This window comes from Herbaspirillum camelliae, from assembly GCF_001929405.1.
Classification (GTDB): Bacteria; Pseudomonadota; Gammaproteobacteria; order Burkholderiales; family Burkholderiaceae_D; genus Herbaspirillum; species Herbaspirillum seropedicae.
On the sequence record NZ_KV880769.1, the window covers coordinates 3,562,487 to 3,574,642 of the forward strand.

Annotated in this window: 9 protein-coding genes and 1 tRNA gene; 7 read left to right on the plus strand and 3 right to left on the minus strand. The window is 57.1% G+C overall.

Annotated features, from left to right (window positions below; translation table 11 throughout):
* Positions 1-10: 10 nt before the first annotated feature.
* From BGK68_RS15830 to BGK68_RS15845, 4 genes are all read left to right on the plus strand, one after another.
* Complete coding sequence (locus BGK68_RS15830; protein WP_075257885.1) at positions 11-1,315, plus strand: replication-associated recombination protein A; 1,305 nt, start codon at positions 11-13, stop codon at positions 1,313-1,315.
* 18 nt (positions 1,316-1,333) lie between these two features.
* Positions 1,334-3,316, plus strand: coding sequence for an ATP-binding protein (locus BGK68_RS15835; RefSeq protein WP_075257886.1), 1,983 nt, complete (start codon positions 1,334-1,336; stop codon positions 3,314-3,316).
* Positions 3,313-4,062 carry a hypothetical protein gene (locus BGK68_RS15840; RefSeq protein ID WP_083657824.1) on the plus strand — a complete coding sequence of 250 codons (750 nt, stop codon included), beginning with the start codon at positions 3,313-3,315 and terminating at the stop codon, positions 4,060-4,062. Before BGK68_RS15835 ends, BGK68_RS15840 begins: the two co-directional genes overlap by 4 nt.
* Positions 4,063-4,136: 74 nt before the next feature.
* A complete protein-coding gene (locus tag BGK68_RS15845) occupies positions 4,137-5,702 on the plus strand; it encodes a hypothetical protein (protein WP_075257887.1) in 1,566 nt (521 codons plus the stop codon).
* A gap of 164 nt (positions 5,703-5,866) precedes the next feature.
* Here BGK68_RS15845 and BGK68_RS15850 read toward each other — a convergent pair whose 3' ends face one another.
* Complete coding sequence (locus tag BGK68_RS15850) at positions 5,867-6,508, minus strand: alanyl-tRNA editing protein (protein WP_075257888.1); 642 nt, start codon at positions 6,506-6,508, stop codon at positions 5,867-5,869.
* A gap of 97 nt (positions 6,509-6,605) precedes the next feature.
* Here BGK68_RS15850 and BGK68_RS15855 point away from each other — a divergent pair, with 97 nt between their 5' ends.
* Complete coding sequence (locus BGK68_RS15855; RefSeq protein ID WP_075257889.1) at positions 6,606-7,553, plus strand: LysR family transcriptional regulator; 948 nt, start codon at positions 6,606-6,608, stop codon at positions 7,551-7,553.
* Between the two features lie 7 nt (positions 7,554-7,560).
* Here BGK68_RS15855 and BGK68_RS15860 read toward each other — a convergent pair whose 3' ends face one another.
* Entirely contained in the window at positions 7,561-8,184 is a 624-nt protein-coding gene (locus tag BGK68_RS15860) for an anaphase-promoting protein (protein WP_143433072.1), read from the minus strand.
* A 189-nt stretch (positions 8,185-8,373) separates the two neighbouring features.
* Here BGK68_RS15860 and serS point away from each other — a divergent pair, with 189 nt between their 5' ends.
* Positions 8,374-9,675, plus strand: a complete 1,302-nt coding sequence (gene serS / locus BGK68_RS15865; RefSeq protein WP_075257891.1) for a serine--tRNA ligase — start codon at positions 8,374-8,376, stop codon at positions 9,673-9,675.
* Between the two features lie 103 nt (positions 9,676-9,778).
* On the opposite strand, the gene BGK68_RS15870 is transcribed toward serS, so the two are convergent.
* On the minus strand, positions 9,779-11,659 hold the full coding sequence (locus tag BGK68_RS15870) for a GGDEF domain-containing protein (protein ID WP_075257892.1): 1,881 nt from the start codon (positions 11,657-11,659) through the stop codon (positions 9,779-9,781).
* Positions 11,660-11,923: 264 nt separating this feature from the next.
* Here BGK68_RS15870 and BGK68_RS15875 point away from each other — a divergent pair.
* A tRNA-Ser gene (locus BGK68_RS15875) sits at positions 11,924-12,013 on the plus strand.
* Positions 12,014-12,156 lie beyond the last annotated feature (143 nt).

Consider the following 12,156-nt stretch of genomic DNA (forward strand, 5'->3'; position numbering starts at 1 on the left):
GCGGGAAACCATGTCTGATCTGTTCGCACCAGAGCCATCTGCACCACTGGCTGAAGCCCTTCGCCCCCAAACCTTGGATGAGGTCATTGGGCAGTCTCACTTGCTGGGCGAAGGCAAGCCTCTGAGACTGGCCTTCCAGTCAGGCAAGCCGCACTCCATGATCTTCTGGGGGCCTCCCGGCGTTGGCAAGACCACGTTGGCACGGCTCACGGCCAGTGCCTTCAAGTGCGAGTTCATCGCCTTGTCTGCTGTTCTTTCTGGCGTCAAAGACATCAGGGAAGCAATGGATCAAGCAAGGCAATATCTTGCGCAGGGCAAGAACACAATCTTGTTTGTAGATGAGATTCACCGATTCAATAAGTCTCAACAAGATGCCCTGTTGCCTCATGTTGAATCAGGCTTGTTTACCTTCATTGGTGCCACAACTGAGAACCCTTCTTTTGAGGTGAACTCGGCTTTGTTGTCGCGGGCTCAGGTCTATGTCTTGAAGTCGCTAACAGATGACGAATTGAAGCTCTTGCTCAAGAGGGCACAAGAAAAAGCTCTTGGCGATTTGGAGTTTGAAGACAAAGCTGTTGATACGATTGTCGGCTATGCAGACGGTGATGCCAGGAGGTTCTTGAACCTGCTTGAGCAGTGCAAGACCGCTGCCGGGGCTGCTGGTGTGCAGAGGATTGATGCCGAATTCATACAGAATGCTTTATCACTCAATGCAAGGCGTTTTGATAAAGGTGGCGACAACTTCTATGACCAGATTTCGGCATTGCATAAATCTGTTCGTGGTTCGCATCCTGATGCTGCCCTCTATTGGCTAACAAGAATGTTAGACGGTGGTGCTGATCCTCGGTATCTATCCCGCCGCATTATTCGTATGGCGTGGGAAGACATTGGCTTGGCTGATCCAAGAGCCATGCAGATAGCCAACGATGCTGCCTTGACCTATGAGCGGCTTGGAAGTCCAGAAGGTGAGCTTGCACTTGGTCAGGCGGTCATCTATCTAGCTGTCGCTGCCAAGAGCAATGCTGGATACAACGCCTACAACCAAGCACGAGCCTTCGTGAAGCAAGACAAGAGCCGGGAGGTTCCTGTTCATCTTCGCAATGCTCCGACAAAGCTCATGAAGGAACTAGGTTATGGGCATGAATACCGTTATGCTCATGATGAACCCAATGCTTACGCTGCTGGTGAAACCTACCTGCCTGAAGGCATTGCAGAACCTAGCTGGTATCAGCCAGTGCCAAGGGGCTTGGAGATCAAGATCGGCGAGAAGCTCGCCATGCTGAAGAAGTGGGACGAGGAAGCTGGCGAAAAATAAGATTTTTCTGGAGGGGCGATGTCTGATTCATCAAACAATGAGAACTTGCAGCAAGAAGACCTCTTCTATGAGGACCGTTTTCTTGAAAGTTGGGCGGGTGCCATCGTCACCAATCCCAGCACGGCTATTGTCGAACTCGTTGCCAATTGTTGGGATGCCTACGCCACCGAAGTCAAGATAAGCTGGCCTGATCCAAAGACCCACAAGCAGTTCTCCATCTCGGACAACGGTAAGGGCATGACAAAGGCCGAATTCGATTACATCTGGCGTGCCATGTCCTATGACCGTATCGCCAAGGGTGGTGTCACAACCGCACCGCCACCAGGTGTAGAAGGTCTTCCGCGCTTCGTCTTCGGCAAGAATGGCAAAGGCCGATTCGCCAGCTTTTGCCTCGCCAAGAACTACCAGATCACCTCGATCAAAGACGGTCAGAAGTTCGTCTACAAGGTCAGCAGAACGCCCAACAAGCCGCTGATCACTGAACTTGTGGAGTTCGTTGAGAAGGATGTGGAGGGGCACGGAACGACTATCGTCGGTGACGGTGAGATCCGTCAAGTCAACCTCCCCGTAGAGCAAGCCAGAGAGCTTCTAGGTGGACGGTTCCTCGCCAATCCGTCCTTCAAGGTCATCCTGAACGGAACGCCGATTTCGTTTTCCGACATCAGCAAGTCGTCCCTGTCTATCGTGGATGTTGAGGTGCCCAGTTACGGTACGGTCAAGATCTACCACATTGACACTCGCAAGGCTGACAAGACGACGAAGCAGCATGGCATCGCGTGGTGGGTCATGAACCGTGCAGTGGGCGATTGCCGTTGGCGTGGCGCCGACGTTGAACGCATTCTTGATGGCAGAACCGAAAAGGCCAAGCGGTTCACCTTCATTGTTCAAGCTGACTTTCTGAACAAGGAAAACGCCGTCAAGGAAGACTGGTCAGGCTTCATTGAAAAGAACCCGGCATGGGAAGCAACCAGACCCATCGTTCAAGACAAGATTCGAGAGATCATTGACAACACCAGTGCTGCCGAACGCGAAGACAAGCGTAGTGCTGTTCTTGAGCGAGTCGGTCAGTCGGTCAACGCTCTTCCTCTTCTGAGCAAGGATCGTGTCACCACATTCGTCAATGAGGTTGTGGACACCTGCCCGAATTTCGGTGAGCAGGAGATCGTTCAACTGACTGGCATCCTGGCGAAGCTGGAGAAGAGCAAGTCGCAGTACGGTTTGCTAGAAATCTTGCACAACCAAGATCCGAATGATCTGGATGCCCTTCACGAAGTGCTTAGCCAGTGGACCATTGGCATGGCGAAGGTCGTCCTTGACGAAATCCAGGGCCGCCTGAAGGTCATCAACGAATTGCGGATCAAGATTCAGGTTGCTGGAATCGATGAGGTCAAGGAACTCCAACCGCTCTTTGCCAAGGGTTTGTGGATGTTCGGAGATAAGTTTGAGTCCATCCATTTCACGTCCAACAAGGGCATGACGACCGTCATCCGCGAGCTGTTTGACGGAAAGGCTGAAAAGGCTTCGTTGAACAGGCCAGACTTTGTGATCCGCGGTGATGGCAGCATCGGCTTCTACTCGCTGCCTTCCTACAACGAGGAACATGAAGAGGTGGGCGTGGGCCACCTTGTCATTGTTGACCTGAAGACCACCAAGCTTTCACTGGGGTCCAAGGAAAAAGAACAGATCTGGAAGTATGTGAAGGAGTTGAAGCAGAAGGGGTACATCCAGCCGGAGACGCGGGTGGATGGCTTCGTTCTTGGGGATCAGATTGAGAGTGGTGAGGGTGGCACCCGCACCGAAGACAACGACAGGGTGAAGATTCAGCCCTTGCTGTACAGTATCATCTTGAACCGGGCTGAACAGCGCCTTCTGAAGCTCTATGACAAGGTGAAAGAAGCCCCGTTCCTTGTGGCACAGCAGGAAGAGCTGTGCAAGTTCATTGAGCCCATTGCCGTGCAGCAGTCTGATTTCTTGGAGGCAGAGCCGGTGGTGGAAAAATGAACGCCTCCGTGAATTGGATCGCCGCCTACAACTACCTGTTCTTGGCCTTCAACAGCGAGAACCAAGCGCTGTATGTCGGCGGTTCTACGTTCTGCCGCATGTTGCAGCAGGTCGATCCTGGCTCTCCGAGCTACCAGCAATTGATTGCGTTGAGACAGCAGCAGGGTAAGTCCACCTCGCGAAAAGACTTCTACTGGGACTTGATTCAGAATCTGCCAGAAGAGCAACGTTTCCGCCTGTACCGCGTGTTTGTCGACCACGTTGAGCCTCACGACAAGGCTGCCGCTGACAACGTGCGGAACATCGTGTTTGGCGGTGGGCAGGCCGTGCCTGTCACGGTCGTTCCTGTTGATCTTTGGAACTCGGAGAAGCTGAACAAGAGCCTCAAGGACATTGACCAGGCTATCGATGCCCACCACTACAACCGGGCAACGACACTGAGCTACACGTGTCTTGAAGGGCTCTACAAGGCATATGTTCGCAAGCACGTTCCTGCTCAAGCTGCTCTGACGGATCTCATGCCGTTGTGCAAGATGGTGAAGGACGACATCAGCAAAAAACTTCAGGCACAAGGTCCGTTTCCTGTTGAGATCGTCAATGCCATGCCCACGCTGACCAACGCGATCGCGAACTCGCGCAATGGATTCAGCGAGTCCCACTTTGGTGACGACTCCCAGAGGTGGCTTGCTCTCTTCGCTCGTGATCTGACCAACTCCATCGGCCGTCTCATGCTCAACTTCATGTGAGGTTGTGCGGCTGGTGTATTGCTCGCCACGCACGTTGATAAAGACAAAAAAAGAAAAACAAGGACTTTCTATAGATGGCTTATAACGAATCCACCACCTTTGGGGAAATTCTCGGTCTGAGTGGCAAGGTCCTAGCCGAGAACGATGTGTTCAAGTTGGGCAAGCGGAAGCTTGCGAAGATTTTTCTCTGTGAGCTTCTTGAACTCAACGTGAGTTCCACCGAAGCTGAGCTTGAGGCAGCTTACAAGGCATGCTCCCCACGAGAAAAAATTCCTGCTGATTCAGCGGAGTTTTGGAGCTTCGTGGAGAAAGAGTATCTGCACCTTGAGGATGAGCCAAAAGAGAAATTTTCCGAGATCTGCTTCCGTGTGAATGAGGATCTTGTTGCACTTGCAAAGAACCTTTCTTTCATCAGGAAAGAGCTAGTTAGCCTAGAGGAAAAAAAGAAGAACGATGGGCGACTGACTGCGGATGAGCGGTACTACAGGAACCAACTGGAATACTTTGAGAACAAGAATCTTGTGGCCAAGGATGAGATCGTTGATTTCATGACAAACAAGATCAGGCCATATGCAATCTCCAAAGCCTCCGTGAAAAGTCCTGTCTTTGCATTCTCTACTTCTTTGTTTGGGGATAGTCCGTATGCTTTTGGTCGGAGGTTCCATTGGGCACCAGCCGATCCTTACGACGTTCGTTCGCTGGACTCGTATTCCAATAAATTCATGGATCTGCCAGTGTCCGGCTACCGGGAAATGATGAAGGAATGCAAGAGTTCACCAGCGAAGTTCAAGGAATATGCGCTTGCTTATATCAACGGATTTCCTGGTGAGCTTCCAAGCGTTCGGGAAAAGCTTCTGGATCTAGTGGGGAAATCTCACATCCTGTCCAGCCGAAAACATATCATTGAGACAATGCTTCGGCACTTCGAAGCAAAGGACTACATTTCCTTGGTCAGCATGGCCCCGTTGCAGATTGAGGGGATTTTTGCCGATATTTGTAGAGAAATTGGTGTCTCCGAAAGCCAGCTAGACATCTCGTCATTGAACGACAAGCTTCAACACATTGATGGCAAGATGCGGAGCTTTTTCTTTTTTGAATACTATTCCTTCAAGTTCCCGGTGCTGAGGAATTTGGTCGCTCATGGTGGTCTGGTCGATGGCGACTTGGAAGACACCGCTATTCATCTCATGCTGGATCTGCTTCCTGTGTGTGAACTCGCGGTTTCAGAGGACTTGCCCATCATGCATGCGCTGGATGTCCTCAAGGAAGCCAGCAATGGGAAGCCTAAAAAGCTCGTGGAATGGCTGGATCTTCGCAAGTCCGTGGTCATTCCTGATTTCTATGCTGCTCAAGATTCGATCACAAAAGCAGAAGCCCATTACGCCTCGCAACCGTTCTGGGCCTATCTTGAAGGCGAGTTGAAGAAAGTCAAAGATGTGACTCATATCAAGTCTAGCGAGCCAGTGAAGGTAGCCGGTAAGGTCAGAAGTGCGGGTCTTGCCAATGAGCTGGCAGAGAAGTTCCTAAAGTCTTCTCAAAGGGTTGGTACTGAGGCCATAACGAAGAGAAATGAGCAAGTAGAAAAGCTGACCAGCCTCCTTAAGCCGAAGGTCGATGCTCATGAATCGGAAGAAAGTTAGTCTCAGACGCATTACTATCAATACAAAAAAGCACCCGATGAGGTGCTTTTTGCTCATTCTTGGGGCAGGTCAGTGCGACATTGCCAATACGCCAGTGAATAATTAATTTTTTCGGCAATCAGGGCAAGGTTCTGGCTACACGTTTAATTGAGCCAAGTCGGCATTCATTCAACTACTTCATAGCGAACCGACGCCTCGCCTTTCTTGATCCGCACGGATTGAATGCGGATCTGCCCGATCTCTCCCAGAGCGGCGACATGCGTCCCGCCACAAGGATAGGCGGGCAAATCCCCAAAGCCGATCTGCCGCAAACCGTCTTGCATCGCCATCACACAGGGCAGGTCCTGCGCCAGCAAGGCATTGCAACGGCGCTCCAGCTCCGCCGGCACCAGCTCTTGCGCCGCGACCTCTGTCGAGGCGGCCACGCCCATGACGCGTGCTTCTCCCGGCCAGTGGTGGGCCTTGGTCGGCTTCCATCCCAGTTCGGTCATGACCTGGCCAATCACATGTCCCGCCGAATGCAGCCGCGTATGCAGCTGGCGCGGCTGGGCGTCGACCAGTGCGACGGCTGGGCCGGGTGTGACGGGGGCAGTGGTGTAATGAACGACGCCGTCACTTTCACTGACCACGCGCAGTACCTCGGCTTCAGCGATCAAGCCCGTATCGCTGGGCTGGCCGCCGCCTTGCGGATGAAAGGGCGTGGCGGAGAGGCGGATGGCGTAGCGGCCATCGTCCTGCGGGGTGCAGTCCAGTACGTGGATGTCGGCGCGCAGGGCGCGGTCGGTGAGGTAAAGGCGTTCTGTCATGGCTAGGCTTTCCGATTGGCTGGCAGCAAGTGTCCTGCATTGTATCGATCGGCTGGAGTTGCGATAATCCAGCTCCTGAGCAAATGATCTTTGCACCATGAGCACAAATCAAAGCATCGCGCTGCTGAACGAAATGGCGGTTTTCGCCAAGGTGGTGGAGACCGGAAGCTTTTCGGAAGCGGCCCGCCAGCTGGGCGCCACGCCCTCAGCCATCAGCCGCGCCATCGCCCGGCTGGAAAAGGCCCTGGGCACCCAATTGCTGCAGCGGACCACCCGCAAGCTGCGCCTGAGCGAGAGCGGCCAGGACATCCACGCCCGTTGCCGCGACATGCTCAATGCGGCCCAGGCCGTACTGGCTGTCTCAGGCGCTTTCGACGCCGAGCCGCAGGGGCAGGTGAGGGTGAGCGTGCCCAAGGCGGTCGGGCATGCGCTGGTGCATCCGCATGTGCCGGATTTCCTGGCCGCGCATCCCAAGGTGGACGTGTTGCTGCGGCTGGAAGACCGCTATATGGACCTCATCGACGATCAGGTCGACCTGGCCATCCGCATCACCGATCATCCGCCACCGGGCCTGATGGGGCGGCGCCTGATGCGCATCGATCATCTGCTGTGCGCCACGCCGCATTACCTGGCCACTCACGGTACCCCAGCCCATCCCCAGGCCCTCAAGGAGCATAGTTGCATCTATCTCGGCGAATCGCCGGCGGATGCGCGCTGGCGTTTCCGCCGGCAGGGAAAGTCGGTCAATGTCGAGGTGCAGGGACGGTATGCGGCCAACCATACCGGCGTGCGGCTCGATGCCGTGCTGCGCCATCTGGGCATTGCCAGCCTGCCACATTTCATCGCCAGGCCGGCGCTGGAGGAGGGCAGTCTGGTGCAGGTGCTGCCGCAATGGAGCTTCAGGACGCACTACTGCGGCGAGCTGTGGGCGTTGTATCCCGCCACGCGCCATCTGCCGCCGCGCCTGAGCGCCTTCGTCCAGTTCCTGGCCCAGCGGCTGGCGCAGGAGCCGACGCTGGCGGGCGGCGGCAAGGCGGCGCGCTGAGGGGGCCTCAGGCGGCCGGGCGGCTCCAGACATGGAAGCTGCCTTCCATGGCCGACATGGCGGCGATCACGATGCTGTAGTTCTGGTCGTTGTCATAGCCGGGCAGGCGCTGCTTCATGGCTTCCATCAGCGCTTCCAGGCCCTCGGCGTCGTTCGGGACCAGGATGCCCTTGATGCCTTCGGCGCTCTGGCCCGAGAGTATCCATTCGGGTTGCGGCAAGTGGCCTTCGCTGATGCGGATGGTCACGTCCTTGACCTCTGCCCAGGCGATGCCTTCGCGCTTGGCACCGCGCACCATGGTGCGGATTTCTTCGTCATCGAATGCGACGCTGATCTTGCGCGCCTGCTGCGCCGCCAGCCGGGCCGGAGACAGCTCGGCGGCGCCCGGAGCCTGCACCTTCCAGTCGCTCTTGCGCGCCTTGGGCGGGACGAAGCGGTTCTTGATCTGCTGGCCGAAGGCAAAGGCCGCCCCGAAGGAGAGGCCGGCGATCAGTCCGTAGAACAGGCTGGCGTCGTTGGACATGTAATGGATGCCGGCCCACAGTCCCAGGGTGAAGGCGGCTACCAGACCTAGCAAGGAAAACAGGACAGGGACGTCGCGCGGGGCGCGGGGATCTTGCGGTGCAGACATGGCGAAAGGGACAGGGTCTCTGGATGGCGGAATTGGCCGAATGGTAACCCGCCCGGATAGGCCCCGGATAACCCTGGCCGGCGCTGAAGTGGCATTTTCTTGCGGACTGGCGTTGCTGGAGGCCCGTGGTGGCCGCCTGACTTGGTACAATCGCGGTTTCGAGCACCAAACCTATCGTATTTTCTTCCCATGATCGACATCCAACTCCTCCGTAAAGACATCGAGAACGTCGCGGCCCGCCTGGCGGCCCGCAAGTTCGTCCTGGACGTGGCAGGCTTCAATGCGCTCGAAGCCGAGCGCAAGCAGATCCAGACCCGTACCGAAGAACTGCAGGGCAAGCGCAACAGCCTGTCCAAGCAGATCGGCATGCTCAAGGGCAAGGGCGAAGACGCTTCCGCAGTGATGGCCGAGGTCAACGGCATCGGCGACGAGTTGAAGGCTTCCGCCACCCGTCTGGAAGAAGTGCAGCAGCAGATGAACCTGTTCCTGCAGGCGGTACCCAATCTGCCGCACGAATCGGTGCCGGTGGGCAATGACGAGAGCGGCAACGTCGAGCTGCGCAAGGTCGGCACGCCGCGCCAGTTCGACTTCGAGATCAAGGATCACGTCGATGTGGGCGCTGCGCTGGGCCTGGACTTCGATACCGCCACCAAGCTGACCGGTTCGCGCTTTGCCGTGCTCAAGGGCGGCATCGCCCGCCTGCACCGTGCGCTGGCGCAATTCATGCTCAACACGCACACGATCGAGCATGGCTACACCGAGTGCTACACCCCCTACATCGTCAATGCCGACAGCCTGCGCGGCACCGGCCAGTTGCCCAAGTTCGAGGCCGACCTGTTTGCGGCCAAGAAGGGCGGCCAGGAAGGCGAGGCCGAGAATGCCGCGCTGTACCTGATCCCCACCGCGGAAGTGCCGCTGACCAACTTCGTGCGCGACGAGATCGTGGCCGGTGATGCGCTGCCGATGAAGTTCACCGCCCATTCGCCTTGCTTCCGCTCGGAAGCCGGGTCCTATGGCCGTGATACCCGCGGCATGATCCGCCAGCACCAGTTCGACAAGGTGGAAATGGTGCAGATCGTCCATCCCGAGAAGTCTTACGAAGCGCTGGACGAGATGCTGGGCCACGCCGAGGCCATCCTCAAGAAGCTCGGCCTGCCGTACCGCGTCATCACCCTGTGCACCGGCGACATGGGCTTTGGTGCGGCCAAGACCTATGACATCGAAGTCTGGCTGCCGGCGCAGAACACCTATCGCGAGATTTCTTCGGTCTCCAACTGCGAAGCCTTCCAGGCACGTCGCATGCAGGCGCGTTTCCGCAATGCCCAGGGCAAGCCGGAACTGCTGCATACGCTCAACGGTTCGGGGCTGGCCGTGGGCCGCACCCTGGTGGCCGTGCTGGAAAACTACCAGCAGGCCGATGGCAGCGTTGATATCCCCGAGGCGCTGCAGCCCTACATGGGCGGCGTGATCCGGCTGGCCCCGGATGCCTGACACCTGAGCATTCCCGCTGCGCTGCATGCAAAAGCGGCTGCCTCTGATTGAGGCAGCCGCTTTTTTGCTGCGGACGGTGAAAACGTTTTCTTGATGGCGCTGGCTAGGCGTCCTTGAGTGCCCACGAGAAGGTTGCCGGGATGCGGCGCTCGATGAAGAGGCTGTTGCCGGGGATTTTCTTGGCTTGCTTCTTGGCCCGTGTGGCGGCCGAGGCGATCTGGTGCGGCGAGGAGTATTGCGAGGGCTCGATCTTGACCGCACCTAGCGACACCGACACCAGCCGATGGAAGATCCGGTTGCCCTGGCGGTCGTCGGTGTAGTAGCCGCCGCGTTCGACGTCTTCGTCGTAGTAGAAGCTGCGGGTCTCGGCGTCGAAATTGTCCAGGATGCTGCGGCAGCGCTTTTCCCAGTCTTCGCTCTGGAACAGGATCAGGAAATCATCGCCGCCGATATGGCCGATGAAATCCAGTTCAGGATCGCAGGCCTGCTGCAGTACGCGGCCGGTGGCCTGGATCATGTCATCGCCCTTGCGGTAGCCGTAGACATCGTTGAAGGGCTTGAACAGGTCCAGGTCGCAATAGCAGATGCAGAACTCCACGCCGCTTTGCAGCAGGTATTCGATGTGGTCGTTGATGGGCACATTGCCCGGCAATTGCGTGAGCGGATTGGCATGGCGGGCCGCGTCGATCTGCATCTGGGTGATCTCGCGCAGCAGGTCGTGGCCGGTGCCCAGGCCCATGTACTGGCCACGGTCGGTAATGATGAAGCCGTTGGAGAGGTGGTGCGACTCGGCATGCACCAGCAGGTTGGAGAGGTCCTGCAGGCTGGTGCTCTGCTCGGTCAGGATGGGATTGGGGTCCATGAAGAAGGCGCAGGACTTCTTGCCATACAGCTCGCGCCCGTACAGGCGGGCGAAGCGTTCGACCATGCTGTAGCGGTTGATCAGCCCGATCGGCAGGCCGTTGCTGACCACCGGCAGGGCCTGCAGCTGGGGATCGTTGACGAACATGTCGTAGACCGTGTCGTTGCTCACTTCGGGGCTGACGTAACGGGTCTCGCGCAACAGCTTGAAGACGGTGGCGTTGTGCTTGCCGGGGCCGTATTTCTTGGCGTCCAGCGGCACCTTGTCGCGGCGCAGGGTCTTGGTGACGTCATCCGAGATCGACACCGGTGGCTCCGGCAGCGGGCGCGAGATGTGATATCCCTGGCCGCAGGCGATGCCCAGGTCGCGGATGGTCAGCAGTTCGGCCTGAGATTCGATGCCTTCGGCGATGACGATGGAGCCGGACTTCTCGGCGATCTCCTGGATCGACCGGACGAACTGCAGCTTCATCGGGTCGTGGTTGATGCCCTGGACGAAGTGCATGTCCACCTTCACGTATTCCGGCTGCAATTCCGACCACAGGCGCAGGCTGGAAAAACCTTCGCCCAGGTCGTCGATGGCGATCTGGAATCCCATGTCGCGGTAATGCATGGCGGCATTGCGCAGTTGGGCGTAGTCGTAGGTGGGTTCGTTCTCGGTCAGTTCGATGATGATGCGCTGCGGGTTCACGCCCAGGGTATCGAGATAGCGCAGGGTTTCACCCTGGATCGCCTCGGGCTGCATCAGCGCCCCCGGCGAGACGTTGAGGAACAGGTTGCCCGGCAGGCCCAGCTGGGCGAAGCGGGTCAGCACGATGTGGCGGCACAGGTATTCCATCTGTACCGACATATTGTGTGCGCGCGCTACCTTGAACAGCGCCAGCGGCGAATGCAGGGGGGTATTGGAAGGGCCGCGGATGAGGCCCTCATAGCCCAGGATCTCGCCATTGCGCATGCGCACGATGGGCTGGAACAGGGCCGTTAGCTTGCGCTGGGCAATGATCTCATGCAGCAGCGAGAGCATCGGGTCCTCGGTCCCGGACATCGTACCTCCCGCAGCGCGGGCGATCAGGTCGGCGACTTCAGCGCCGAGCGGGAAGGAAAGGTTGGAAAGGGGCGCCATCTGGCAGGTACCGGGTTGGAATGGTCGAAAGAACGGCAAATAGTTTACGGATGCTAGAAGTGATTTATGACAAGATGATGATGCCGGGCAGCTCTGCGCTAGGGGAGATGAAAATTCCTTCACCTACGTTGCGTGCTGGGGCGGCGTTATCAGGTGGACATTATTTTTTAAACTTTTTTTTGTGAAAATAGTTCCACTCTGAAAATAGTTCTGCTATAGTCGCTGTCTTTGCTGCACCACGCAGTGAAACGACCGAAGTTAACCGGAGAGGTGGCAGAGTGGTCGAATGTACCTGACTCGAAATCAGGCGTACGGTTTCCCGTACCGTGGGTTCGAATCCCACCCTCTCCGCCAGTTGGCTCACAAGTTGTAGAAGTTGTTGAGATAAGGCTCTGATTCTTCAGGGCCTTATTTTTTTATCTGTCGCTTTGGCAGGCTGCTCGAGGGGAGTGGCCGGCTGTGCGACGGCATCATCATTGCCAGCGGCGCGTTCTCGT